The organism is Isoptericola sp. NPDC058082, from assembly GCF_042885055.1.
Taxonomy (GTDB): domain Bacteria; phylum Actinomycetota; class Actinomycetes; order Actinomycetales; family Cellulomonadaceae; genus Isoptericola.
Genome location: NZ_JBHVSQ010000001.1, coordinates 422,692 through 447,467 on the forward strand (window position 1 = coordinate 422,692; position 24,776 = coordinate 447,467).

Annotated in this window: 25 protein-coding genes; 16 read left to right on the top strand and 9 right to left on the bottom strand. The window is 74.9% G+C overall.

The window, feature by feature from the left end; translation table 11 throughout:
• The first annotated feature begins 13 nt into the window (after positions 1-13).
• From ACFVS0_RS01960 to ACFVS0_RS01980, 5 genes are all read left to right on the top strand, one after another.
• Positions 14-622 (top strand): adenine phosphoribosyltransferase, encoded by a 609-nt coding sequence (locus ACFVS0_RS01960; RefSeq protein ID WP_430551214.1) that lies wholly within the window; start codon positions 14-16, stop codon positions 620-622.
• Between the two features lie 53 nt (positions 623-675).
• Complete coding sequence (locus ACFVS0_RS01965) at positions 676-3,042, top strand: RelA/SpoT family protein (protein WP_430562246.1); 2,367 nt, start codon at positions 676-678, stop codon at positions 3,040-3,042.
• A gap of 91 nt (positions 3,043-3,133) precedes the next feature.
• Positions 3,134-3,532: a hypothetical protein gene (locus ACFVS0_RS01970; RefSeq protein ID WP_430587005.1), complete on the top strand. Its 399-nt coding sequence runs from the start codon at positions 3,134-3,136 to the stop codon at positions 3,530-3,532.
• 10 nt (positions 3,533-3,542) lie between these two features.
• Entirely contained in the window at positions 3,543-4,697 is a 1,155-nt protein-coding gene (locus ACFVS0_RS01975; RefSeq protein ID WP_430584883.1) for an ATP-dependent DNA ligase, read from the top strand.
• 57 nt (positions 4,698-4,754) lie between these two features.
• Positions 4,755-5,321 (top strand): dihydrofolate reductase family protein, encoded by a 567-nt coding sequence (locus tag ACFVS0_RS01980; RefSeq protein ID WP_430587006.1) that lies wholly within the window; start codon positions 4,755-4,757, stop codon positions 5,319-5,321.
• 15 nt (positions 5,322-5,336) lie between these two features.
• On the opposite strand, the gene ligD is transcribed toward ACFVS0_RS01980, so the two are convergent.
• The 4 genes from ligD to ACFVS0_RS02000 all read right to left on the bottom strand — a co-directional run bounded on the left by ligD (position 5,337) and on the right by ACFVS0_RS02000 (position 9,850).
• Positions 5,337-6,425 carry a non-homologous end-joining DNA ligase gene (ligD, locus tag ACFVS0_RS01985; RefSeq protein WP_430587007.1) on the bottom strand — a complete coding sequence of 363 codons (1,089 nt, stop codon included), beginning with the start codon at positions 6,423-6,425 and terminating at the stop codon, positions 5,337-5,339.
• Between the two features lie 10 nt (positions 6,426-6,435).
• Complete coding sequence (locus ACFVS0_RS01990) at positions 6,436-7,131, bottom strand: hypothetical protein (protein WP_430551220.1); 696 nt, start codon at positions 7,129-7,131, stop codon at positions 6,436-6,438.
• A gap of 89 nt (positions 7,132-7,220) precedes the next feature.
• Entirely contained in the window at positions 7,221-9,068 is a 1,848-nt protein-coding gene (locus tag ACFVS0_RS01995; protein ID WP_430587008.1) for a DUF349 domain-containing protein, read from the bottom strand.
• Complete coding sequence (locus ACFVS0_RS02000) at positions 9,065-9,850, bottom strand: peptidylprolyl isomerase (protein ID WP_430587009.1); 786 nt, start codon at positions 9,848-9,850, stop codon at positions 9,065-9,067. Before ACFVS0_RS02000 ends, ACFVS0_RS01995 begins: the two co-directional genes overlap by 4 nt.
• A gap of 157 nt (positions 9,851-10,007) precedes the next feature.
• Between ACFVS0_RS02000 and ACFVS0_RS02005 the strand changes: the two genes are divergently transcribed.
• Together ACFVS0_RS02005 and hisS are read left to right on the top strand one after the other, a co-directional pair.
• Positions 10,008-10,727 carry an MBL fold metallo-hydrolase gene (locus ACFVS0_RS02005; RefSeq protein WP_430587010.1) on the top strand — a complete coding sequence of 240 codons (720 nt, stop codon included), beginning with the start codon at positions 10,008-10,010 and terminating at the stop codon, positions 10,725-10,727.
• 75 nt (positions 10,728-10,802) lie between these two features.
• On the top strand, positions 10,803-12,197 hold the full coding sequence (gene hisS / locus ACFVS0_RS02010; protein ID WP_430587011.1) for a histidine--tRNA ligase: 1,395 nt from the start codon (positions 10,803-10,805) through the stop codon (positions 12,195-12,197).
• Positions 12,198-12,200: 3 nt separating this feature from the next.
• Here the strand turns inward: hisS and ACFVS0_RS02015 are convergent, their stop codons facing one another.
• Positions 12,201-12,584, bottom strand: coding sequence for a VOC family protein (locus tag ACFVS0_RS02015; RefSeq protein WP_430587012.1), 384 nt, complete (start codon positions 12,582-12,584; stop codon positions 12,201-12,203).
• Positions 12,585-12,774: 190 nt separating this feature from the next.
• Here ACFVS0_RS02015 and ACFVS0_RS02020 point away from each other — a divergent pair, with 190 nt between their 5' ends.
• From ACFVS0_RS02020 to ACFVS0_RS02030, 3 genes are all read left to right on the top strand, one after another.
• Positions 12,775-13,389 carry a hypothetical protein gene (locus ACFVS0_RS02020; protein WP_430587013.1) on the top strand — a complete coding sequence of 205 codons (615 nt, stop codon included), beginning with the start codon at positions 12,775-12,777 and terminating at the stop codon, positions 13,387-13,389.
• Between the two features lie 62 nt (positions 13,390-13,451).
• A complete protein-coding gene (locus ACFVS0_RS02025; protein WP_430587014.1) occupies positions 13,452-14,522 on the top strand; it encodes a hypothetical protein in 1,071 nt (356 codons plus the stop codon).
• 52 nt (positions 14,523-14,574) lie between these two features.
• Complete coding sequence (locus ACFVS0_RS02030; protein WP_430587015.1) at positions 14,575-15,702, top strand: Rv2578c family radical SAM protein; 1,128 nt, start codon at positions 14,575-14,577, stop codon at positions 15,700-15,702.
• 31 nt (positions 15,703-15,733) lie between these two features.
• Here the strand turns inward: ACFVS0_RS02030 and ACFVS0_RS02035 are convergent, their stop codons facing one another.
• Together ACFVS0_RS02035 and ACFVS0_RS02040 are read right to left on the bottom strand one after the other, a co-directional pair.
• Entirely contained in the window at positions 15,734-16,093 is a 360-nt protein-coding gene (locus ACFVS0_RS02035; protein WP_430551229.1) for a DoxX family protein, read from the bottom strand.
• Between the two features lie 53 nt (positions 16,094-16,146).
• Complete coding sequence (locus ACFVS0_RS02040; protein WP_430587016.1) at positions 16,147-16,620, bottom strand: PPOX class F420-dependent oxidoreductase; 474 nt, start codon at positions 16,618-16,620, stop codon at positions 16,147-16,149.
• Positions 16,621-16,734: 114 nt separating this feature from the next.
• Here ACFVS0_RS02040 and aspS point away from each other — a divergent pair, with 114 nt between their 5' ends.
• Positions 16,735-18,522, top strand: coding sequence for an aspartate--tRNA ligase (gene aspS, locus ACFVS0_RS02045; RefSeq protein ID WP_430551231.1), 1,788 nt, complete (start codon positions 16,735-16,737; stop codon positions 18,520-18,522).
• Positions 18,519-19,379 (top strand): GNAT family N-acetyltransferase, encoded by an 861-nt coding sequence (locus ACFVS0_RS02050; RefSeq protein WP_430587017.1) that lies wholly within the window; start codon positions 18,519-18,521, stop codon positions 19,377-19,379. Before aspS ends, ACFVS0_RS02050 begins: the two co-directional genes overlap by 4 nt.
• Before the next feature lie 58 nt (positions 19,380-19,437).
• On the opposite strand, the gene ACFVS0_RS02055 is transcribed toward ACFVS0_RS02050, so the two are convergent.
• Complete coding sequence (locus ACFVS0_RS02055; RefSeq protein WP_430587018.1) at positions 19,438-20,913, bottom strand: FAD-dependent oxidoreductase; 1,476 nt, start codon at positions 20,911-20,913, stop codon at positions 19,438-19,440.
• Between the two features lie 63 nt (positions 20,914-20,976).
• Here ACFVS0_RS02055 and ACFVS0_RS02060 point away from each other — a divergent pair, with 63 nt between their 5' ends.
• A complete protein-coding gene (locus tag ACFVS0_RS02060) occupies positions 20,977-22,365 on the top strand; it encodes a replication-associated recombination protein A (protein ID WP_430587019.1) in 1,389 nt (462 codons plus the stop codon).
• Positions 22,366-22,392: 27 nt separating this feature from the next.
• Here ACFVS0_RS02060 and ACFVS0_RS02065 read toward each other — a convergent pair whose 3' ends face one another.
• Positions 22,393-22,836, bottom strand: a complete 444-nt coding sequence (locus ACFVS0_RS02065; RefSeq protein ID WP_430551235.1) for a globin domain-containing protein — start codon at positions 22,834-22,836, stop codon at positions 22,393-22,395.
• Between the two features lie 299 nt (positions 22,837-23,135).
• On the opposite strand from ACFVS0_RS02065, the gene rpsD reads away from it, so the two are divergent.
• The 3 genes from rpsD (at position 23,136) to ACFVS0_RS02080 (ending at position 24,706) form a co-directional block, all read left to right on the top strand.
• A complete protein-coding gene (gene rpsD / locus ACFVS0_RS02070) occupies positions 23,136-23,762 on the top strand; it encodes a 30S ribosomal protein S4 (RefSeq protein WP_430587020.1) in 627 nt (208 codons plus the stop codon).
• 156 nt (positions 23,763-23,918) lie between these two features.
• Positions 23,919-24,302 carry a DUF948 domain-containing protein gene (locus ACFVS0_RS02075; RefSeq protein ID WP_430545449.1) on the top strand — a complete coding sequence of 128 codons (384 nt, stop codon included), beginning with the start codon at positions 23,919-23,921 and terminating at the stop codon, positions 24,300-24,302.
• The gene (locus tag ACFVS0_RS02080; RefSeq protein ID WP_430587021.1) at positions 24,302-24,706 is read left to right on the top strand and encodes a hypothetical protein; all 405 of its coding nucleotides are present in this window, start codon (positions 24,302-24,304) and stop codon (positions 24,704-24,706) included. Before ACFVS0_RS02075 ends, ACFVS0_RS02080 begins: the two co-directional genes overlap by 1 nt.
• The last annotated feature ends 70 nt before the right edge of the window (positions 24,707-24,776 follow it).

The window sequence follows — 24,776 nt, forward strand, 5'->3', positions numbered from 1 at the left end:
GCCGGGGGCGAGCATGGTCGACGAGACGACCGGCCCGACCGGCGGCGCCGTGGACGACATCGTCGTCGACGGGCTGGGAGGGCTCGGCCCGGAGCGGGCGGCGGAGGTCCGGGCGCTGATCCGGGACGTCCCGGACTACCCCCATCCGCCCGTCGTGTTCCGCGACATCACCCCGCTGCTCGCGGACGGCCCGGCGCTGGCGGACGTCGTGGAGGCGTTCGCCCGCCTCGTCGACGCGGACGGCGGCGTGGACGTCGTCGCGGGCATGGAGGCACGGGGCTTCCTCCTGGGCGCCCCGCTCGCCACCCGCCTCGGGGTCGGGTTCCTGCCGCTGCGCAAGGCGGGCAAGCTCCCGCCGCCGGTGGAGAGGGTGGACTACGACCTCGAGTACGGCTCGGCCGCGATCGAGCTGCGCACGGGAACACTCGAGGCGGGTGCGCGTGTTCTGCTGGTCGACGACGTGCTCGCCACCGGCGGCACGGCGTACGCGGCGGCCGAGCTCGTGGAGCGTTCGGGCGGTCAGGTGGTCGCGCTGGCGTTCCTGCTCGAGCTCTCCGGCCTGGGCGGACGCGACAGGCTGACCGGGCGGACGGTCGAGGCTCTGCTGCGCGTGGAGTCGTAGACTTGCCGTCCCGGCCGACGGCGACCCCGCGGTGGTTGCGGAAGGAGGCGCAGATGAGTGACGAGACGAAGGTCGCGCGCGCCGCCGCCGCGCCCCAGGGATCGACCGGGCAGGGCTCGGCGTCGGGCCGCGGCGCGGGCTCCGGGCGCAGCGTGCGCAACCGGCTCGTGCGGCTCGGCGTGCGGGGCGCGCCTCCCACGACCCCCGCGCTGGAGCCCGTCCTGCAGGCCGTGCGCACCAACCACCCGAAGTCCGACCTCTCGGTGCTCGAGCGTGCCTACGCGACGGCCGAGCGATGTCACCGGGGCCAGGAGCGCAAGTCCGGCGACCCGTACATCACGCACCCGGTCGCCGTGGCGACGATCCTCGCCGAGCTCGGCTTCGACGGCGCGACCCTGGCGGCCGCGCTGCTGCACGACACGGTCGAGGACACGGACTACGGGCTCGACGAGCTGACCCGCGAGTACGGCGAGGAGATCGCCATGCTCGTCGACGGCGTCACCAAGCTGGACAAGGTGAAGTACGGCGACGCCGCGCAGGCGGAGACCGTGCGCAAGATGGTCGTCGCGATGGCCAAGGACATCCGCGTGCTGGTCATCAAGCTCGCGGACCGGCTCCACAACGCCCGCACCTGGAAGTACGTCTCCGGCACGTCGGCGCAGCGCAAGGCGCGCGAGACGCTCGAGATCTACGCCCCGCTGGCCCACCGGCTCGGCATGAACACGATCAAGTGGGAGCTGGAGGACCTGTCCTTCCAGACCCTGTACCCCAAGGTGTACGACGAGATCGTGCACCTGGTGGCGGAGCGCGCGCCCGCTCGCGAGGAGTACCTGTCGGTGGTGCGCGAGCAGATCTCCGCCGACCTGCGCAGCGCCAAGATCAAGGCGACGGTCACCGGCCGGCCCAAGCACTACTACTCGATCTACCAGAAGATGATCGTGCGCGGGCACGACTTCGCGGAGATCTACGACCTGGTCGGCACGCGGGTCCTCGTGGACACGGTGCGGGACTGCTACGCGGTGCTCGGCGCGCTCCACGCGCGCTGGAACCCGGTCCCGGGCCGGTTCAAGGACTACATCGCGATGCCGAAGTTCAACATGTACCAGTCGCTGCACACGACGGTCGTGGGACCGGGCGGCAAGCCGGTCGAGATCCAGATCCGCACGCACGACATGCACCGCCGGGCGGAGTACGGCGTCGCCGCGCACTGGAAGTACAAGCAGATGGCGCCGGCGGGCAAGGCGGCGTCGGACGACCCGCGGGCCAACGACATGGCGTGGCTGCGCCAGCTCGTGGACTGGCAGCGCGAGACCGCCGACCCGAGCGAGTTCCTCGACTCGCTGCGCTACGAGATCGGCGGCGCGGAGGTGTACGTCTTCACGCCCAAGGGCGAGGTGATGGCGCTGCCCGCCGGAGCGACGCCGGTCGACTTCGCGTACTCGGTGCACACCGAGGTGGGGCACCGCACCATGGGCGCCCGCGTCAACGGGCGGCTCGTCCCGCTGGACTCGACGCTGCAGAACGGCGACACGGTCGACATCCTCACCTCCAAGGCGGAGTCCGCCGGCCCGTCCCGCGACTGGCTCGCCTTCGTGAAGTCGGCGCGCGCCCGCAACAAGATCCGCCAGTGGTTCACCAAGGAGCGGCGCGAGGAGGCGATCGAGCAGGGCAAGGACGCCATCACCAAGGCGATGCGCAAGCAGAACCTGCCGATCCAGCGCCTGCTCAGCCACGAGGCGCTCGTCGGGCTGGCGAACGACATGCGCTATGCCGACGTCTCCGCGCTGTACGCGGCGGTGGGCGAGGGGCACGCGTCGGCGCCGCACGTCGTCGACCTGCTGGTGAAGTCGTTGGGCGGCGAGGAGGGCACGGAGGAGGACGCCGCGGAGGCCGCGGCCCCCGGTCGCCCGTCGCGCCGGGGCCGCACCGGCGACCCGGGCGTCGTCGTCAAGGGCGTGGACGACATCTGGGTGAAGCTCGCCAAGTGCTGCACCCCGGTGCCCGGCGACTCCATCGTCGGCTTCGTGACCCGCGGCGCGGGCGTCAGCGTCCACCGGGCGGACTGCGCCAACGCCGAGCAGCTGGCCAAGGCCCAGCCCGAGCGCATGGTGGACGTGTCCTGGACCACGGGTGCCAACACGATGTTCCTGGTGCAGATCCAGGTCGAGGCGCTCGACCGGTCGCGGCTGCTCTCCGACGTCACGAAGGTGCTGTCGGACTACCACGTCAACATCCTGTCGGCATCGGTCTCGACGTCGTCGGACCGGATCGCGCTGTCGAAGTTCGTCTTCGAGATGGCGGAGCCCGGACACCTGCAGCAGGTGCTCACCGCGGTCCGCAAGGTGGACGGCGTCTTCGACGTCTACCGCATCACCGGGACGAAGGCCGCCGACGTCCACCAGGAGTCGGCGGGGGTCTGAGCGCATCGAGCCCGGCCTCGGCCGGTCGGCGGCGGCCCGCTGCCTGCGCCCGTGCCACGACGTCGCGACGACCGTCCGGGAGGACCTCCGCATGCCAACCCTGAGCTCGCCCCGCACCCGCCGCTTCGTCACCCGGTTCAACGCCGGCGTGCTCGCCTGGCGCGGCTCGCCCCGCTGGGGCGGACCGCTGCGCCGTGCCCTCACGATCGTCCGGTACACCGGGCGCCGGTCGGGGCGCCACGTCACGATCCCCGTCGGGTTCCGCCGCCGGGGGGACGAGGTCGTCATCGGCGTGGGCGTGCCGGACGCCAAGAGCTGGTGGCGCAACTTCCTGGGCGAGGGCGCCCCGCTGACGGTCGAGCTCGACGGCGCCGAGCGCCGGGGGCACGCCGTCGCGCACCGGGACGACGCCGGGAGGGTGACCGTCCGGGTGCGGCTCGAGGGCGCGCGGCCCCGGCGAGCGGAGGTGCCCGGCCCCCTCCCGGAGTAGGTTCGCCAGCATGACGCTGCCGCTCGAACCGCCGGTGCTGCCCATGCTCGCGAAGTCGGTGCCGGACGTGCCGGACCAGCCCGACGGCGAGGCGGTGTGGGTGTACGAGCCGAAGTGGGACGGGTTCCGCGCCCTGGTGTTCCGCGACGGCGACGACGTGCGGATCGACTCGCGCAACGGGCGGCCGATGCAGCGCTACTTCCCGGACGTGGTGGACGCGGCGCTCGACGCGCTGCCGGAGCGCTGCGTCGTCGACGGCGAGATCGTGGTCGCCCGCCCCGGGGACGGCGCGGCTCGGGCGGCGCACCTCGACTTCGACGCGCTCGGGCAGCGGATCCACCCCGCCGACTCCCGGGTGCGGCTCCTCGCGTCCGAGACCCCGGCCAGTCTCGTCGTCTTCGACGTCCTGGCCCTCGGCGAGGACGACCTGTCCGGGCGGCCCCTGCGGGACCGGCTCGCGGCGCTCGACGGCCTCGGCCTCGACGGGCCGCAGGTGCACGCCACGCCCCGCACGCAGGACGCCGCCGTCGCGCGCGACTGGTTCCAGGCGTTCGAGGGCGCGGGCCTCGACGGCGTCGTCGCCAAGCGTCTCGACGACGCGTACCAGCCGAACAAGCGCGTGCTGCTGAAGATCAAGCACGCGCGGACGGCCGACGTCGTGCTGGCGGGCTATCGGCTGCACAAGACGTCGACGCCCGAGAAGCCGCTCATCGGCTCGCTGCTCCTCGGCCTGTACGCGGAGGCCGACGATCCGGACAGCCTGCAGTTTGTCGGCGTCTCGGCGTCGTTCCCCGCAGCGCGGCGGGCGACCCTGCACGCGGAGCTCGCGCCCCTCGTCGTGGAACCGGGCACCGAGGACGCCGCCGCGCACCCGTGGGCCGACTGGCAGGACCCGGCGGTCGCCGACGGCAGCGCCGGGGAGCGGCGCCCGGGTGCGCAGTCGCGCTGGAGCGCGGGCAAGGACCTGTCGTTCACGCCGCTGCGCGTCGAGCGGGTGCTGGAGGTGGGGTACGACCACATGGAGGGCTCGCGCTTCCGGCACACCGCGCAGTTCAAGCGCTGGCGGCCCGACCGTGAGCCGGCGTCGTGCACGTACGCCCAGCTCGAGGAGCCGGTCGGCTACGACCTGGCCGGCCTCCTGCCCGGGGCGCCGGGCACCGCCTGAGCCCGGACGTGCGGCGGACCACCGATGAGTCGAGGACTCCTGGGAGGTCTGGGGGGCATGGGAACCCTCAGGTACGGACTGATGAGCTGTTCGCTCGACGGCTACGTGGCCGACGCGTCGGGCGACTTCGACTGGGGCGCGCCGGACGACGCCGTGCACGCCTTCATCAACGACCAGGTCCGGGACGTGCGGACCTTCGTCGTGGGGAGGCGCATGTTCGAGACGATGCGCGTGTGGGACACGTGGGAGCGCGGGCAGAGCGACGCCGCGGACGAGTTCGCCGAGATCTGGACCGGGATCGACAAGATCGTCTGCTCGGACTCCCTCGTCGCCGCCCGGGAACCCCTCGACGCGCCGCGCACCACGCTCGAGCCACGGCTCACCCCCGGGCGGCTGGCCGAGATCGCGGCCGGGACCGACGGCGTCGTGGAGGTCTCCGGCCCGACGACCGCCGCGGGGGCGCTCCTGGCCGGGGTGGTCGACGAGATGACCGTGCGCGTGGTGCCGCACGTCGCGGGCGGCGGCCTGCGCCACCTGCCCGACGGCATGCAGGTCGATCTCGCCCGCGCCGAGTGCGTCCCGCTCCGCGACGGGTCGGTCTTCCTGCGCTACACCCGTCCCTGACGGAGGAGGGGCCGGTCAGCTGCGCTTGCGGTCGGTGTCCCGGCTGGGCTGCACGCGCTTCGGCTCGCCCGGCATCTTCGGGTACTCCGGCGGGTAGGGCAGGTCGCCGAGACCGTGCTCCTCCTCGTCGCGCCGCGCGAGCTCCAGCGCCGCGTCGAGGGAGCAGTCGAGTGCCGGGTCGCGGTCGGCGCGCAACGCGGCGAACAGGTCGCCGCGCTCGGCGAACCGGGCGGGCGCGGTCGTGACGTCGAAGTCGTCGGGGTGCACCTCGCCGACCTCGTCCCACTCCAGCGGGGTGGAGACGGTGGCGCGCTTGTTCGCCCGGACGGAGTACGCGGACGCGATGGTGCGGTCGCGCGCCATCTGGTTGTAGTCGACGAAGATCTTCTCGCCCCGCTCCTCCTTCCACCACTTCGTGGTGACCTGGTCGGGCAGGCGTCGCTCCAGCTCGCGGCCGACCGCGATCGTGGCGCGGCGGGCCTGCTGGAACGACCATCGCGGCGCGAGCGGCACGAAGACGTGCAGGCCGCGCCCGCCCGACGTCTTCGGGTAGCCGGTGAGCCCGAGCTCCGTGAGCAGCTCGCGCAGGTGCGGCGCGACGGCCGCGGCGTCGTCGAAGGAGGTGCCGGGCTGCGGGTCGAGGTCGATGCGCAGCTGGTCGACCGCCTCGACGTCGTCGCGGCGCACCGGCCACGGGTGGAAGGTCAGGGTGCCGAGGTTCGCGGCCCAGGCGACGACGGCGAGCTCGGTCGGCGCGACCTCGTCGGCGGTGCGCCCGCTGGGGAAGGCGATGGTCGCGGTCTCGACCCAGTCGGGCGCACCCTTCGGGAGGCGCTTCTGGTAGAACGCGTCGCCGCGGTTGTCGGCGCGCGTCGCCATCACCGCCTCCGGCCACCAGCCCTTCGGCCAGCGCTCGAGCGTCGTGGGCCGGTGCAGGAGCGCGCCGAGGATCCCGTCACCCACCGACAGGAAGTACTCGACGATCTCCCGCTTCGTGAGGCCCGGGCGGTCGGGCAGCTCGGGGAAGACGACACGGTCGGGGCTGGAGACGCGCACGGCGCGGCCAGCGGCGTCGAGCTCGACGGCGGGTGCGGCGGAGGCCATGCGGCTCAACCTAGGGCAGGGCGGCGGGCGCCGCACGGAGGGCGCCGGCCCGGGCCAGCACGCGGCGGGCACGCGGCCGCCCGACGACGCGGGCCCGGCGCTCCAGCAGCGCGGCCGCGTCCGCGAGGGCGAGGCCGCAGGCGTCCGCGACGGTCCGGGCGAGCCGTGCCGCGTCGTCCTCGACCGGGACGTGCACCGCCACGTCGACGACGGTCCGCAGCGGCGCGGTCACGCGGGCCCCGGCCAGCTCGACGACGTCGCCGCGCAGCAGCGGTGCCTGCCACACGAGGCCGGCACCCCAGAGCTCGGGCCGGTGCCCGCCGGCCGCGTAGGCGACGTCGAGATGTTCGGTGGCACGCGGGCCCGCCGCCCGGCCGACATGCACCCACGCCGCCGTGCGCCCGGCGGCCACGGCTCCCGCCGGCAGCGACCCGGCCAGCAGCGCGGCCCGCAGCAGGGGAGTCACGGGCGTGCCGGCGACGACCGCCGCGTCGTCCCGCACCGTCTCGAGGGCGCCGTCGCGCACGAGGACGTCCCACGCCGCCCGGCCGCCGACGTCCGCCGGTCGCACGAGGAGCCCGCGCGACCGGCGCGGGGGCGCGAGCAGGTCGCCGAGGCGTGGCGGCGGGGAGGAGGGCCCGTGGCGTGCGCCCGGGGGCGGAGCGGGTGGCGCGGGGGGTACGGCGAGGAAGACGAAGGGGCTCACGACGCGGAAACTATCCGGTCGTGAGCCCCTTCGGCTCAGCGCCTGTGGATCGTCGCGGACGCGCGACGACCCGTCGGCGGCCCGCACGGTCAGCCGCGGGTGTCCTCCGCGGCGCGGACCACCTGCTCGAGCCAGGCGCGCCGCGCGGCGAGCGCCGTCTCGGCCTCCTCGACGCGCCGCGCGTCACCCGACTCGCGCGCCTCGGCGAGGTCACGCTCGAGGCCCTCGATGGCCGCCTCCAGCTGTGCCGCTGCGCCCTCGGCCCGCGCGCGGGTCTCGGGGTTGGTGCGGTCCCAGCGGGCCTGCTCGGCGCCCCGGACCGCGGTCTCGACGGCGCGCATGCGCCCCTCGACACGCTGGATGTCGGCGCGCGGCACCTTGCCGGCCTCCTCCCAGCGGTCCTGGAGGTCGCGCAGCTTCTCCTTCGCGGCCGCGAGGTCCTTGACGGGCAGAAGAGCCTCGGCCTCGGCGAGGAGCGCCTCCTTGACCTCGAGGTTCTGCCCGTACTCGGCGTCGATCGCCGCGTTCTCGGCGTCCCGGGCACCGAAGAACGCGTCCTGCGCCGCCCGGAACCGGGACCAGAGCGCGTCGTCGTCCTTGCGGCTGGCGCGCCCCGCGGCCTTCCACTGCGTCATGAGGTCGCGGTAGGCGGCAGCGGTGGCCCCCCAGTCGGTGCTGGTCTGGAGGGACTCCGCCTCGGCGACCAGCTTCTCCTTGGCCGACTTGGCGGCGGAGTTGCGCTGCTCGAGGTCGGCGAAGAAGTGGCGCCGCTCGCGGTCGAACGCGGTGCGTGCGTGGCTGAACCGCTTCCAGAGCGCCTCCTCGGAGGGGCGGTCGATGCGCGGCCCGGTGCGCTGCGACTCCTTCCACCGGTCCAGGAGGGCACGCAGCTCCTCGCCGGCCGGGCGCCACTGCATCTTGCTGGGGTCGGTGGCGGCGATCTTCTCCGCGGCCTCGACGATGGTGGTCCGGGCGGCGACGGCCTCGGCCTTGGCGGCCGCGCGCTCCTGCTCGAGGGCGGCACGACGCTCCGCCGCTCGTGCCCTGAGGCCCTCGACGCGGGTCCGCAGGGCGTCCAGGTCGCCGACGGCGGCCGGCTCGCCGGTCTCCTCCGCGAGCTTCGCGAGGGTCTGGTCGATCTCGCGGACGGACAGGTCCGCGCTGTCGAGACGGGTCTCGAACAGCGCGACCTTGGCGTCGAGGTCGAGGTAGCGGCGCACGTAGAGGCTCATCGCCTCCGAGGCGTCCACGCCCGGGAACTGGCCCACCTGGCGCTCGCCGGCGGCCTCCCGCACGAACACCGTGCCGTCCTCGTCCACGCGACCGAACGCCTCTGCGGCGGCCGCCGCGGCGGCGTCGAGGGCCGGCGGCACGACAGGGGCCACGGGGGTGGTGGGCTCGGCGGGCGGCACGTCCGCCGGCGTGGGCGCGGCGGGGCGGCGCAGCGCCGACGGCTTGGGCGCGCCCGGGCGGGGCGGCTTCGGCACGCCGGACGGCTTCGCCGGGGCCGGGGCAGGAGCAGGCGCGGGGGCCGGAGCAGGCGCCGGGGTCGGCTCGGCCGGAGCCGCGTCGACGGACTCGGGCCCGGCAACCGTCTCGGCGGGGTCGGCCGTCCCGGCGGCCGGGCTCTGCGGCTCGGCCGCCGGCGCGGGCGCGGTCCCGGGCTCCGGGGTCGTCTCCGCGGGTCCGGCCTCGGGGGTCGTCTCCGTGGGTCCGGCCTCGGGGGGCGTCTCCGTGGGTCCGGCCTCGGGGGGCGTCTCCGTGGGTCCGGCCGGCGGAGCCGTCTCTGCGGTCTCGCCCGCGGCGGGCTGCGGGTCCGCCGCGGGGGCGGGCGGGGTCGCCTCGTCCGGGGTCGTCTGCGATGGAGTCTCGGCCGTCTCCTCGGTGCCGGCCGGGGTCTCCTCGGGGCCGGTCGAGCCGGGGGTGCTCTCGCTCACTGGGTCTCCACTCCTTCGATGATGACGGGGCTCGTGGGGGAGCCGTCGCCGGCCCCTCCCTCGACGCCCGCGTCAGCGACTGCCTGGACGGCGTCCAGGCCGGACGTGACGGTGCCGAGCACCGTGTACCCGCCCGCGGTGTCGGACGGGATGGTCGAATCCTGGTACACGACGAAGAACTGCGAGCCGATCGACTCGCCGTCGTCACCGCGGCGGGCCATCGCGATGGTCCCGGCGGGGTAGACGTCGTCCTCCGGGGCGTTCTCGATCGGGCCGTACGAGTAGCCGGGATCACCGGTCCCGGTGCCCGTGGGGTCGCCGCACTGCAGCACGTAGATGCCGGAGGTGGTGAGGCGGTGGCAGGCCGTGCCGTCGAAGTACCCCTGCTTCGCGAGCGACACGAAGCTCGCGACGGCCTGCGGGGCGGCAGCCCCGTCGAGATCGACGACGACCTGCGAGTCGCCCGCCCCCGTGCACAGGTCGAGCGTCGCGGTCCACGTGCGGCCCTCGGCGGCCGAGGGGTCGGGCCGGTCGCCGCCGGAGCGTGCGCCGTACTCCGCGGGCGGGCAGGATCCGGCGGCCTGCGGCGTCGAGGAGGCCGCAGGGCCCGCGACGCCGCCGAGGTTCGCGACGACGAACCCGCCGCCCACCAGCGCGAGGATCGCCACGATCGCCACGATCGCGAACGTCCGCTGCCGCCGGGCGCGCGCCTGCGCCTGCCGCTGCTCCCACTTCTCCTGCCGCTTGCGGGCGTACTCCCGCTCGCGCTTGGTGGCCGCCAACTCGCGGACCTCCTCGACTCGTCCCCGTCGCCGCACGGGAAGTTCCGCGCGCGGGGGACAGTCTAGGGCGCGGGACGCAGGTCACATCCGCAGGGCGGTCGTGGCCGTGGCCCATGACGTGGCCCCGACGCCGGCCGCCGGCCGCTAGCGTGGCGCCGTGCAGATCCTCGTCGTCGTCGCCCCCGTCTTCGCCACCAACTGCTGCGTCGTGGTCGCCGGCGCCGACGGCCGGGACGCCGACTGCGTGGTCGTCGACGCCGGGGCGGGCGTGGCGCCCGAGGTCGAGCGCCTGGTCGCCGAGCGTGGCCTGGTCCCGCGCGCCGTCGTCGCGACCCACGGGCACGTGGACCACACCTGGGACGCGGCAGCGCTCTGCGAGAGGTACGACGTGCCGCTGCGCATCCACCCGGCCGACGCCTACCGGCTGGCCGACCCGTTCGGCACGCTGGGCCTCGCCGCGGTGCGCGACGGCGGCGACCCGGGGGTGAGCGGCGCCCTCGCGCAGGCGCTCGCGGCCACGGGTCGGCGGGCCGAGGACTACCGTGCGCCCGTCGCCGTCGAGCCGCTCGACGTCGGCCCGGGCGGCGAGGGCGAGCTCGTCGCGGGCGCGGTGCGGCTGCGGACGCTGCACGCGCCGGGGCACACCGAGGGCTCGACGCTCCTCGTCGCCCAGGAGGCCGGCGTGGTCCTCGCGGGGGACGTCCTGTTCGCGGGCGGGGTGGGCCGCACCGACCTGCCGGGCGGCGACGCCGCGACGATGGCGCGCACGCTGCGTGACGTCGTGGGTCGGCTCGACCCGGGACTCGGCGTCGTGCCCGGGCACGGCCCGACCACCACCGTCGACCGGGAGCTGGCGACCAACCCCTACCTGCGCTGACCCCGTGCCGGCCCCGTACCGCCCGTGCTGGGACAGGGTCCCGCGACGGCTCCGCCGTCTGGGAAGATGAGGCCCATGGCACGCCCCACCCCGCTCTCCGGCTTCCCCGAATGGCTCCCCGACGGCCGCGTCGTCGAGCAGCACGTCCTCGACACGCTGCGGCGCACGTTCGAGCTGCACGGGTTCGCCGGCATCGAGACGCGGGCGGTGGAGCCGCTCGACCAGCTGCTGCGCAAGGGCGAGACCTCCAAGGAGGTCTACGTGCTGCGCAGGCTGCAGGAGGAGGGCGACGCCCCGGGCGACCGCGCGGAGAAGCAGCTCGGCCTGCACTTCGACCTCACCGTCCCGTTCGCGCGCTACGTGCTCGAGAACGCCGGCCGGCTCGCCTTCCCGTTCAAGCGCTACCAGATCCAGAAGGTGTGGCGGGGCGAGCGTCCCCAGGACGGCCGCTTCCGTGAGTTCGTCCAGGCCGACATCGACGTCGTCGGCGCGGGCGAGCTGCCCTATCACTACGAGGTCGAGCTCCCGCTGGTGATGGCCGCGGCGCTCGGCGCCCTGCGCGACGTCGGGGTGCCCGAGGTCCGCATCCTCGTGAACAACCGCAAGGTGGCCGAGGGCTTCTACCGCGGGCTCGGCCTCGACGACGTCGAGGGCGTGCTGCGCCAGGTCGACAAGCTCGACAAGATCGGTCCCGACGCCGTCGCGGAGCTGCTGCAGGCGGAGCAGGACGCCACGCCCGAGCAGGCCAAGGCATGCCTCGAGCTCGCCGCGATCTCGGGCACGGACACGACCGTGGTGGACCGGGTCCGGGCGCTCGCCGCGTCCTACGACGCGGTCACGGAGCTGCTCGAGACGGGCCTGGGGGAGCTCGCCGCCCTGATCGAGGCGGCGGCGCGCCGCGCGCCCGGCGTCGTCGTCGCCGACCTGAAGATCGCACGCGGCCTCGACTACTACACCGGGTCCGTCTACGAGACCGTGCTGGTGGGGCACGAGCAGCTCGGCTCGATCTGCTCGGGCGGGCGCTACGACACCCTCGCCTCCGACGGCAAGAACACCTACCCGGGCGTCGGCCTGTCGATTGGTGTCTCCCGCCTGGTCTCCCGGCTCCTGTCCGCGGGGCTGGTCGCCGCGACCCGCGGCGTGCCCACGGCCGTGCTGGTCGCGGTCACGGACGAGGCGCACCGAGACCGGTCCGACGCCGTCGCCGCGGCCCTGCGCGCGCGCGGCGTCCCGGCGGACGTCGCGCCGACGGCGGCGAAGTTCGGCAAGCAGATCAAGGTCGCCGACCGGCGCGGCATCCCGTTCGTGTGGTTCCCGGCGCAGCCCGGCGAGGACGGCACGGAGCCCGACGCGCTGGCCGGCGAGGTCAAGGACATCCGCTCGGGCGAGCAGGTCGACGCCGACGCCGCGTCGTGGGAGCCGCCCGCGGAGGACCTGTTCCCGCGGGTCGTCCCGGGCGCGGCGGGGTGAGGCTCAGGCCTCGATGAGCGCGACGACGTTGCGCGCCGGGTCCCGGAACCAGCCGATGGTCGGGCCCTGGCGCGGGTCGGCGCTGCGCACGACGCCGTCGGCGTCCTGCGCGAACCCCGGGTAGCGCACCAGGTCGACGCCGGCGGCGTGCAGGTCCGCCGCCGCGGCGACGACGTCGGGCACGACGAGGTTGAGCACGGTGTGGCTCGCCGGCTCGTGGGCCTCGCCCTTCGGGTACACGAAGACCGCCGTGCCGCCGGTGACGTCCAGCTCGAGCCCCATGGGCGTACGCGTCACGCGCAGCCCCACGACGTCCCGGTAGAACGACTCGACGGCGTCGAGGTCGTCGACGGAGAAGCTGCTGAAGCCGCGCTGCACGGTGATCACGGGTACTCCTCGGGTCGGGAAGCGGCCGGCGGCGACCGGCCTGAGGGGTGGACCCCGCGCCCGGGCGGAACTGATCGGGGGACCTCCCGCGGGGGTTGTCCCCCGAACACCCTGAGGCGCCCCTGAGATTCACCCTGATCTCGCTGCTGACCTGGCCGGACGGCGCCCGGGGAACGGTACGGTGACCGCCGTGAGCATCTACGTGGTCCTGTCCCGCAGCAGCACCGTCCTGTCGCGGACGATCCGCCTCGCGACGCGGGACGAGTACACGCACGCGGCGCTGGCGCTCGACGCCGACCTCGAGCTCATGTTCAGCTTCGGGCGCCGCCGCGCGTCCAACCCGTTCGTCGGCTGCTTCAAGCGCGAGCGGCTCGACGACGACCTGTACCGGGGGATGGACCGGCTGCCGGGCGTCGTCCTCGAGGTCCCCGTGACACCCCGCCAGCGGGACGCCGTGGGCGCGCGCGTCGCGGAGTTCCTCCTCGACAGCCACACGTACGCGTACAACGCCCCGGGCCTCGTGACCGGGCTGCTCGGCCGGGGGTCCGAGGACGACCGGCGGTTCTTCTGCTCCGAGTTCGTCTACCACGTGCTGCGCGACGCGGGGGTGTGCGACCTGGGCGTCCCGCGCTGGAAGGTGCGACCGCAGACGCTGCTGGCGGTGCCGGGCACCGTCGTCTACCGCGGGGACCTCAAGCGCTACCGGCCGTCGGACCTCGCCGCGGCGCCGGTCCCGGCGCTCACGCTCCAGGGGACGGACGGGCTGTTCGCCACGTCGCGGTCGGGGGTCTCGCTGGCGCTGTGACCGGGCCGCGCGCCCGGGACCCGTCCAGGGCGTGCCCAGGGCGTCGTGCGACGCTGGGGCCCATGCCGAGCCGAGTCTTCCTGCACGTGGGTGCGCCCAAGTCCGGCACCACCTACCTGCAGTCCCGTCTCCACGCGAACCGCCGTGACCTGCGACGGCACGGGGTGCTGTACCCGAGCGGTCCGCTGGGGGATCCGCGGCTGCACTACTTCGCCGCGCTGGACGTCACGGGGGCGCGCCACGGCATCGACCCGCGGCGCCTGGACGGGGCGTGGGACCGCCTGGTGCGCCAGGTGCGGCGGGCGCGTGGCGACGTCGTCGTCAGCCACGAGCTGCTGGCGAGAGCGGACCCGGACCAGGCGGCCCGGGCGCTCGCGGACCTGGCCGCGACCGGCGCGGAGGTCCACGTGGTCCTCACCGCCCGAGACCTCGCGCGCGAGCTCGCGAGCGGATGGCAGGAGACGCTGAAGTTCGGCTCGAGGACGACGCTGCGCGCCTCCCTCGACCGCGCCAGGGCGGGTCGGTCCGCGTTCCTGAGGTCCTTGGACCCGACCCACGTGCTGCCCGTGTGGGCCGCGGGCCTCCCCGCGCCGCGCGTCCACGTGGTGACGGCCCCGCCGGCGGGCGGCGCCGGGGACGCGCTCTGGCTCCGGTTCCTGGACGCGATCGACGTCGACCCCGCGTGGGCGCCGCGGGACGCCGAGCGGTCGAACGCCTCGGTCGGGGCGCCCGAGGCCCAGGTGCTGCGCGGGCTCAACCGTCGGCTCGGCGACGAGGTGCGGCGCGGCGGCGCCCTCTCGCCGATCGTGGACGGCATCGTCGCCGGCGACGCGCTCGCCCCGCGGCGGTCCACCCCCGTCGCCCTGGGGCCCGACGACCATCCGTGGGTGGCGGACCTCAGCGAGACCTGGGTCGCCTGGCTGCGCGACCAGGACGTCACCGTGCACGGCGACCTGGACGACCTGCTGCCGGTGGCGCCGGGGGACGACTGGGCCGACCCCGACAGACCCAGGCCGCGCGAGGTGACCGCGGCCGCCCTGGACACGGTCGTCGTGCTGCTCGCCGAGCTGGCCGGCCGCCCGCTGCCGTGGGGCGAGCGGGGCCGCCGGGCGCTCGCGCGGCTCCGCCGGTGACAGAGGACGTCCGGGCCTGGACAATCGATCGAACATCTGTTCGAATGATTGCGTGAGATGGGAAGGTCAGACTGTCGGCGCGGACGACGGTGCCCTGCCGGGGCTCGAACGGTCCGCCCTGGGGCGGCTCGGCCTCGTGCGCACGGTGCGGACGCCGGAGTTCGCCGACGTGACCTTCCACGAGGTGCTCGCCAAGAGCGCGCTGTCCAAGGTGCCCGCCGCTTCGAAGATGCCGTTCGGGTGGACCGTCAACCCGTACCGGGGATGCAGTCATGCGTGCAGATACTGCTTCGCCCGCCCCACCCACGAGTACCTCGACCTGGACGCCGGCCGTGACTTCGACTCCCAGGTCGTGGTGAAGACGAACGTGGCCGAGGTGCTGCGCGCCGAGCTGGCGCGGCCGTCGTGGACGCGGGAGCCGGTGGCGATGGGCACCAACACCGACCCGTACCAGCGGGCCGAGGGCCGGTACCGCCTGATGCCCGGCATCGTCGGAGCGCTCGCTGACTCGGGCACGCCGTTCTCGATCCTCACCAAGGGCACGCTGCTGCGTCGCGACCTGCCCCTGATCGCCGACGCGGCGCAGCGCGTGGAGGTCGGGCTCGGCGTCTCCCTCGGCTTCGCCGACTCGCCCGCCGACGAGGAGCTGCAGCAGTCGGTCGAGCCGGGGACGCCGACACCCCGCGCGCGCCTCGACCTGATCCGCGCGGTGCGGGCGGCGGGCCTGCCCTGCGGCGTCATGGTGGCCCCGGTGCTGCCGTGGCTGACCGACTCCCGCGACCACCTGCGCCGCCTGCTGGACGCCGTCGCGGAGGCCGGCGCCACGGGAGTCACCGTGGTGCCTCTGCACCTCAAGCCCGGCACCCGCGAGTGGTACCTGCAGTGGCTGGAGCGCGAGCACCCGCGTGCCGTCGCCGGCTACGGGCGCGTCTACGCCCGCGGCACCTACGCGCTCGAGGCCTACCGGCAGTGGCTCTGGGACCGGGTGGAGCCCCTCCTCACCGAGCGCGGCTTCCGCTCGTCCGGGCACCGCTCGCGCTCGGGCGCGACGGGGCGGTTCCCGGACGACCTGAAGCCGCACGACGAGGGCGACTACCCGGCCGGGGCGCTCGCGGGGATGCCGCGCGACGGCGGCGGGCTCCAGGTGGCCGGCACGGGCGTCGAGCAGGTGCTCTTCTGAGGGCTGGTGCTCTTCTGGGGCACAGACGGGCTCAGCGCAGGAACGAGAACCACAGCACGAACAGGCACAGCAGGAACATGCCCGTGGCGTTGACGAAGAAGTTGCGGCCGAAGTCCCGCGCCCGGACGTGGAACGTCAGGGCGAGCACGAAGTACACGACCAGGCAGACGGCGGTGACGAGCCCGAGGTAGGGGATCCAGATTCCCGCGACGAGCCCGGCCGCGGCGGCGGCCTTGATCCACGGCATCACCCACCACCAGCGCTCCGGGAAGTTCACGTCCCGGAAGCACTGCGCGATGAACGCCACCGGCTTCACGCACAGGAGCGCGTCGCCCGCGGAGACGAACGCGAGCACGAGCACGGGCCAGACGGGGTCGGGCAGCGTCGCCATGGGGTCGACGCTACGGCCCGCCGGGCGGGCGCGCGGTGGGTGTGACCAGGCTCTCAGGCGCCCTCGACCAGTCGGGCGGGGAACCCGCCGGTCGCGACGGGGCCCCACCGCTCCACCGTGATGCGCAGGACGCTCTTGCCCTGACGCAGCATCGCCTCCCGGTACTCGTCCCAGTCCGGGTGCTCCTTCCCGGCGGCGGCCCGGTAGTACTCGACCAGCGGCTCCACCGAGTCCGGCACGTCGATCACCTCGGCCGTGCCGTCCACCTGCACCCAGGCGTCGTCGAAGTCGTCGCCGAGGGCCAGGAACGACGCCCGCGGGTCGCGCCGCAGGTTCACGGCCTTCGCGCGGTCCGGGTACGTCGAGACCACGACCCGGCCGGCGGCGTCCACGCCGAACGTCACCGGGCTCAGCTGCGGCGAGCCGTCCCGCCGGGTGGTGACGAGGACGCCGTGGTGGCGCGCCCGCAGCACTTCCAGCAGCTCGTCGCGGTCGACGGTGGTCGTGGTGGCGATCCGTGGCGCCATGGGAATCTCCTCGCGGAAGGGGTTCGGCCACCGACTAGACTCGCACGGGCGCCTCGCGCGTCCGCGCGTCGCCACCGGCGACGCCGTCCCCACCCCGTTCGAAAGGAACACTCCGTGCTCCGCACCCACACGGCCGGCTCACTGCGGGCCGAGCACATCGGTCAGACCGTCACCCTCACGGGGTGGGTCGATCGGCGCCGGGATCACGGGGGAGTGGCCTTCATCGACCTGCGCGACGCGTCCGGCATCGCGCAGGTCGTCATCCGCGACGAGGCGGTGGCGCACCCGCTCCGCTCCGAGTTCGTGCTCCAGGTGACAGGTGTGGTCGGTCGCCGGCCCGAGGGCAACGCCAACCCGAACCTCGCCACCGGGGAGATCGAGGTCGTGGCGAAGGACGTCGTGGTGCTCAACGAGTCCGCGCCGCTGCCCTTCCAGGTCTCGACGGCGCTCGCGGACACCGAGGTGATCGGCGAGGAGGCGCGCCTCAAGCACCGCTACCTCGACATCCGCCGCCCCGCGCCGGCGCACGCCCTGCGGCTGCGCGCCAAGGCGAACCAGGCCGCCCGCCGCGTGCTCGACGAGCACGACTTCGTCGAGGTCGAGACGCCCACGCTGACCCGCTCGACGCCCGAGGGCGCGCGTGACTTCCTCGTGCCCGCGCGCCTGGCGCCCGGTTCCTGGTACGCGCTGCCGCAGAGCCCCCAGCTGTTCAAGCAGCTGCTCATGGTCGGCGGGCTGGAGCGCTACTACCAGATCGCCCGCTGCTACCGCGACGAGGACTTCCGCGCCGACCGCCAGCCGGAGTTCACGCAGCTGGACGTCGAGCTGAGCTTCGTCGACCAGGACGACGTCATCGCGCTCGCCGAGCAGGTCCTGGTCGCCCTGTGGAAGCTCGTCGACGTCGAGATCCCCACGCCGATCGCCCGCATGACCTACGCGGAGGCCATGCGCCTGTACGGCACGGACAAGCCCGACCTGCGCTTCGGCAACCCCCTCGTCGAGCTCACGGACTACTTCGCCGAGACGCCGTTCCGCGTCTTCCAGGCCGAGTACGTGGGCGCCGTCGTGATGGCCGGGGGCGCGTCGCAGCCGCGCCGGCAGTTCGACGCCTGGCAGGACTGGGCCAAGCAGCGCGGCGCCAAGGGCCTCGCGTACGTCACCTACGGCGAGGACGGCACGCTGGGCGGCCCGGTCGCCAAGAACCTGTCGGACGCCGAGCGCGAGGGCCTCGCGGCCGCCACCGGCGCGCAGCCGGGCGACGCCGTGTTCTTCGCGGCCGGCAGGACCGCCGAGGCGCGTGCGCTGCTCGGCGCGGCCCGCCTGGAGATCGCGCACCGCACCGGTCAGGTCGACGAGGACGCCTGGGCGTTCGTCTGGGTGGTGGACGCGCCGCTGTTCAAGCCCACGGGCGAGGACGACGACGTGGACCTGGGCCACTCGGCCTGGACGGCCGTGCACCACGCGTTCACGTCGCCCAAGCCGGAGTGGATCGACAGCTTCGAGTCCGACCCGGGCAACGCGCTCGCCTACGCCTACGACATCGTCTGCAACGGCAACGAGATCGGCGGCGGCTCCATCCGTATCCACCGCCGCGACGTGCAGGAGCGCGTGTTCGACGTCATGGGCATCGGCCCCGAGGAGGCGCAGGAGAAGTTCGGTTTCCTCCTCGACGCGTTCAAGTTCGGCGCCCCGCCGCACGGCGGCATCGCGTTCGGCTGGGACCGCATCGTCGCGCTGCTGACGAAGTCGGCGTCGATCCGCGACGTCATCGCGTTCCCGAAGTCGGGCGGCGGCTACGACCCGCTCACCGAGGCCCCGGCCCCGATCACGCCGGAGCAGCGCAAGGAGGCGGGCGTCGACGCCGTCCCGCAGGACGAGGCTGCCCCGGCCGCGGGGGCGTGACGCTCGCTCTCGACGGGCACGGCCTCGCCCCGGTCACCGACGTGGCCGGGGCGAGGCTGCCCGACCGCTGGGCCCTGCACCCGGTGGTCGTCGCCGAGCACGCCTTCCACGGGTGGGACGCCAGCCACGTCTGGTGGGACGACGACGCACTGCTCGTGCGCCTGCGGTGGCGCGAGCGCACGGACGGCGAGCGGCCCTTCGCGGTCGAGGCGGACGCCGCGGGCACGAGCCTCCTCGGCGTCGGGACGGCCGACGGCGCGGCGCGGCTCCTCCTGCGGGCCCGCACGGACCTGCGGTCGCAGGGCGGCGCGCTGCGCGTGCGGCGCGCGTCGCTGCCGCGCGGGACCCACGCCGCCCTGGCCGTCCAGGCTCCCCGTGCCGGTGCCGCGCCGGAGCCCTTCGACCGGCAGCCCGCCGGCGCGTGGGACTGGTTCGGCACCACCGCGGCGCCCGGCGCCCAGCCGGGCGAGGAGCGGGTCGCCGAGCTCGACGGCCCCCACGCCCGCGACGAGCTCGCCCGTGCGCTCGCCGTCGCGAACCCCCACGGCGAGCTGCCGCCGGACGAGCCACGGTCGCGCTGGTGGGGCTGGCGCGACGACGCCGGCGTGCTGCGGGGCGTCGCGGGCGCGTCCCGGCGGGTCCCCGGCCAGCCGTGGGTGCTCGGCTCGATCGGGACCGACCCCGCGTGGCGCGGTCGCGGGATCGCGGCCGCGGTGACCGCCGCCGCCACCCGAGCCGGTCTCCACGAGGTCGCCCTGGTGACCCTCGGCATGTACGCGGACAACGACGCGGCGCGCCGCGTCTACCTCCGCCTGGGCTACGTCGTCGCGCAGCGGTTCGAGAGCTGGCGGCCCTGACCGGGCGCACCCCGCCGGTTCGCTCCCGACCTGCCCGACGGCCCGCGCCGTGCGCTGCTCACGCCGTGCCCGACGCCGGTGACCCCGGCCGCCGCGCGTCGGCGAGGTAGCCGTCCGGCCGCACCAGCAGGGTCGCGTCGCGACCGTCGGCGCGTCGCACGTGGACCCGCTCGCCGGCGTCGAGCTCGCCGGGCGCCCTGGGCACGTCCTCCGGTGGGCCCGCCTCGGGGCCGACGAGGACGAACCGCCCCGCGCGCAGCGCCTCCGCGAGGCGCGGCCCCGCGGGTCCGGGCACCAGCGGCAGGTCCGGCACGCGGCTCCCGGCCGCCGGGTGCGCGCCGGGCGGGGCGGGGTACCGCACGCCGAGGGCGGAGACCGACGCGGCGGCGCGTCGGCGGGCTGCCGCGACCCGCGACAGCAGGGTGGCACCGATGGCGCGCAGGACGGCGGCCGTGGGCCCCGGACGCGTGGCGAGCCGCAGCATCGTGCCGCTGGTGCGCAGCACCTGGGTCCCGACGGGGTGACGCTCGGCCGCGTACCCGTCCACCAGGTCGTCGTCGGCGCCGCGGACGACGGGGGCGAGGCGCCAGGACAGGTTCGCGGCGTCCTGCAGGCCGGTGTTCATGCCGAGCCCGCCCGCCGGGCTGTGCACGTGCGCGGCATCGCCCGCGAGCAGCACGCGCCCGGCCCGGTAGCGGGTCGCCTGGCGCTCGTCGGCCGCGAAGCGGGTGCCGAACCGCAGCTCGGCCATCCCGTGGTCGTCGCCGAGCGTCGCCCGTGCGAGGGTGCGCACCTCGTCGAGGTCCACGGGCCCGTCTCCGCCGTGGTCGAGGGCCTCGTCCCAGCCGATGAACCGGTACCAGTCGTCCCCGAACGGGGCGAGGAAGCCCAGCGCACCGCTGGCCGACGCGACGGTGAGCGCGTCCTCGGGCGGACGGGCCAGGCGGACGTCCGCGAGCACCATGGCGCGGATCACGGTCGCGCCGGGAAAGGCGATGCCCGTGGCCCGCCGCACGGTCGACCGGACGCCGTCGGTGCCGACCACCCACGGTGCGCGAAGTCGCACGGGTGCCTCCGGCGCGCCGCCGCCCTCCTCGACCGCCACCACCGTGGCACCGTCGTCGTCCTGGGTGACGTCGGTGACGCGCAGCCCGTGCCGGAACTCCGCGCCGGCGTCCTCCGCCCGGCGGCGCAGCAGGCGCTCCACCTCGTACTGCGGGGTCACGAGCACGAACGGGAACCGGCCAGGCAGCGCGTCGAGGCGGACGTCGACGCGACCGAACACGCGGATCCGGCGCACCCGGCGTCCGGTCTCCAGGAGCTCGTCGGCCAGCCCGCGTGCGTCGAGCACCTCGAGGCTGCGGGCGTGCACGGCGAACGCGCGGGTGAGGTTGCTGAGTCCGGCCGGGCGCCTCTCGACCACCACGACCCGCGCGCCCGCGCGGGCCAGGTCCCCGGCCAGGAGCAGTCCCGTGGGCCCCGCCCCGACGACCACGACGTCGGCGTCCATGCGGCCCACCCTAGGGCGGGCCACGTCACAGCCGCAGGGTGGCCCCGCGCGCCCGGTCCGTGGGTGGGGCTCCGTAGGCTGAGGCGCATGGACCTGTTCGACGCCGCGCTCACCGGCACCCGCGGCACGCCGGCGACCGGCCGCACCGGCCCGAGCGCCCCTCTCGCCGTGCGCATGCGCCCGGCCGCCCTCGACGAGGTCGCGGGCCAGGCGCACCTGCTCGTGCCGGGCTCGCCGCTGCGCCGGCTCGTGGAGCCGGACGACGAGTCGGCCCGCCGGGCCGCCCCGGGGTCCGTGATCCTGTGGGGGCCTCCCGGCGTGGGGAAGACGACCCTCGCGTACCTCGTCGCGACGGTCTCCGGCCGGCGCTTCGTCGAGCTCTCCGCGGTCACCGCCGGCGTGAAGGAGGTGCGCCAGGTCGTCGAGGACGCCCGCCGGCGCCTCGCCACGGGCGGTGAGGAGACCGTGCTCTTCATCGACGAGGTGCACCGCTTCTCCAAGACGCAGCAGGACGCGCTGCTGCCGAGCGTCGAGAACCGGTGGGTGACGCTGGTGGCGGCCACCACGGAGAACCCGTCGTTCTCGGTCAACTCCCCGCTGCTGAGCCGATCCCTGCTGCTCACGCTCAAGCCGCTCACCACCGACGACGTCCGCGCCCTCGTGCGCCGCGCCGTCGCGGACGAGCGCGGTCTGGACGGCGCCGTCGAGCTGGCGGACGACGCGGAGGACCAGCTCGTGCGCATGGCGGGCGGGGACGCGCGCAAGGCCCTGACCATCCTGGAGGCGGCCGCCGGCGCGGCCCTGGCCGACGCCACCCCCGGGCGTGACCCCGGGGACCCGGTCGCCGTGGACCTCGACACGGTCGAGCGGGCCGTCGACGTCGCCGCCGTGCGGTACGACCGTGACGGCGACCAGCACTACGACGTGGTCTCCGCGTTCATCAAGTCGATCCGGGGCTCGGACGTGGACGCCTCCCTGCACTACCTGGCGCGCATGGTGGCCGCGGGCGAGGACCCGCGGTTCATCGCCCGACGCCTGGTGATCTCCGCGGCGGAGGACGTCGGCATGGCCGACCCGTCCGCCCTGCAGACCGCCGTCGCGGCCGCGCAGGCCGTCCAGCTCATCGGGATGCCCGAGGGACGGATCGTCCTCGCGGAGGCGGTCGTGCACCTGGCCACCGCGCCGAAGTCGAACCGGGCGTACCAGGGGATCGACGCCGCGCTGGCGGACGTCCGCGCGGGCAAGGTGGGCGTCGTGCCGCCGCACCTGCGCGACGCGCACTACGCGGGCGCCGAGGGCCTCGGCCACGGCAAGGGATACCGGTACGCGCACGACGCGCCGCACGCCATCGCGGCCCAGCAGTACCTCCCCGACGAGCTCGCCGGTCGGCGCTACTACGACCCGAGCGACCGGGGCTTCGAGAAGCAGGTCACCGACCGGGTGGCGCGGACCCGGCAGATCCTCGACGACGCCTGACGCGCCCCGCCGGTCGGTGACCCGTCGTCACGCCGCCTCGAGCTCGACGAGGGTGCTCGCCATCGTCCGGTAGACCTCGTCCCATGCGGCCGCCACCTCGGGCGTCACCGCGTCGCCCAGCACGGCGATGATGGCCGCGAACAGGTGCTCGTGCACCACCTCGTACTGCGCGGGCTCGACGCCGACCGCACGGTGCCGGCGGGCGACGGGCGCGAGCACGTCGCGGGGGTCGGCGTCCTCGTCGGCGACGAGCAGCGCCGCGCAGGACGTGATCGCGGCCGCGAGCGCCCTCTGCTGCGAGCCGTCGGCGATCCGCTCGGGGGAGAACATCGAACCGAGCAGGCCGGGGTGCTCGTCCAGGAGGGTCCGGTAGAAGATCGTGGTGATGTCGTCGATCGAGTCCTCGACCACGGGGAGGGTGGAGCGGACCACCTCGGCGGAGCGGGGCGAGAGCGTGACGGGGGAGGGCATCCTGGCGACTCCTTCGGGCGACGTGCCGGCGCCGTGCCGGCGGTGCACAGTCAAGCGCCCGGTCGGCGCCGGCGACAAGGCCTTGCGGGGGAGGGCGGGTAGAGCCTCGGCAGGCCGGGGCGCCCCGCGGGATGCGGTAAGATGCTGCGGTTGCCGTTTCCGGCGACCACCTGGGACCTCGGCCCCGTGAGCACCCGCCCCGTGCAGGAGCTCCATCGGCTGGTCCCGCACCCGGACCTCCCCTCGCGGGGCGGACGTCGGGTGTGACCTCATCCATCACCACAGGACAGGAAGCAACAGTGACCGCTGTCACCAAGTCGCGCCGCCAGGTCCGCCTGAGCCGCAAGCTCGGCATCGCGCTGACCCCCAAGGCCGTCCGCCACTTCGAGAAGCGCCCGTACCCCCCGGGTGAGCACGGCCGCGCCCGCCGCCGCACCGAGTCGGACTACGCGGTCCGCCTCCGCGAGAAGCAGCGGCTGCGCGCCCAGTACATGCTTCGCGAGAAGCAGCTCCTCAAGGTCTACGAGAACGCCCGCAAGCACCCGGGCCTGACCGGTGAGGTCATGGTCGAGGACCTCGAGACGCGTCTCGACGCGCTCGTGCTGCGCGCCGGCTTCGGCCGCACCATCCTGCAGGCCCGCCAGGCCGTGACGCACCGTCACATCCTGGTGGACGGCAAGATCGTCGACCGTCCGTCGTTCCGCGTGAAGCCGGGCCAGACCATCCAGGTCAAGCCCAAGTCGCAGACCACCACGCCGTTCCAGGTCGCCGCCGCCGGTGCGCACCGCGACGTCCTGCCGGCCGTCCCGGGCTACCTCGAGGTCAACCTCGAGAAGCTGTCGGCCACGCTGACCCGCAAGCCGAAGCGCGCTGAGGTCCCCGTGACCTGCGAGGTGCAGCTCGTGGTCGAGTTCTACGCGCGCTGATCTCGAGCGTCACCGCGGAGGACTCCGCACCCAGGACGCCCCGTCACCCGCCGTCGCGGGGGGCGGGGCGTCCGCCGTCTGGGTCCGCCGTCTGCAGGGAGCCACCCGGGATAGGGTGACGACCGACCGTCTGACACCTGTGCGAGGAGAGATCTGATGTCGATGGGTGACGTGGCCGGGCTCATCGCGGCCGTCGCGTTCGTGCTGCTCGTGGGCCTGCTCGCGATCCCGCTCGTGAAGCTGGGCCGCGTGCTCGACGAGGCGACGCGCTCCATCCGCGAGGTGACGGAGCACTCGGTGCCGATCCTCGACGAGGCGGCCACCACGGTGGCCTCCACCAACGACCAGCTGGTCAAGGTGGACACGATCACGACGTCGGCGGCCCAGGTCAGCGAGAACGTGTCGGCGCTGGCCGGCCTGTACGCCTCGACGCTCGGCCGCCCCCTGGTCAAGGTCGCGGCGTTCTCCTACGGCGTGCGCCAGGCGTTCGCGCGGGCCTCGCGCTCGAGCCGCGGCGACGACGCGAAGGCCGGCCGCTGATGCGCCGCCTGTTCTGGGTCGGCGTGGGCGTCGTGGTGACGGTCGTCGTCGTTCAGCGGGGCCGCAAGATCGTGGCGCAGTACGCGCCCGAGGCGGTGGTCGACCGCGCGGAGCGTGCGGCGCAGGACGCCGGACGGCGGGCGGAGACGTTCGTCGCGACGTTCCGGCGCGAGTTCTCTCAGGCGCGCAGCGCCCGTGAGGCCGAGCTCACCGCGGCGCTGCTGGCCGAGGGGCAGCCGGACCCGGACGACGTCCGCGCGAGCGGGCTGCGTCCCGCCGACCTGCGCGGGGGCCCCGGGCGCGCCCGGCACGCGGCCGCGACGCGCGACGGACAGCCCGGCCGGTATCCCGACGCCGAGGCGGAGATCGCCGCCGACGAGGCGGACCTCGGCTACTCGTTCTGAGAATTCCCGTTCCGACCATCTCCCGGTGGGCGCGAGAATGGGGGACGGCCGCCGCCGGAGCGGGCGGCCA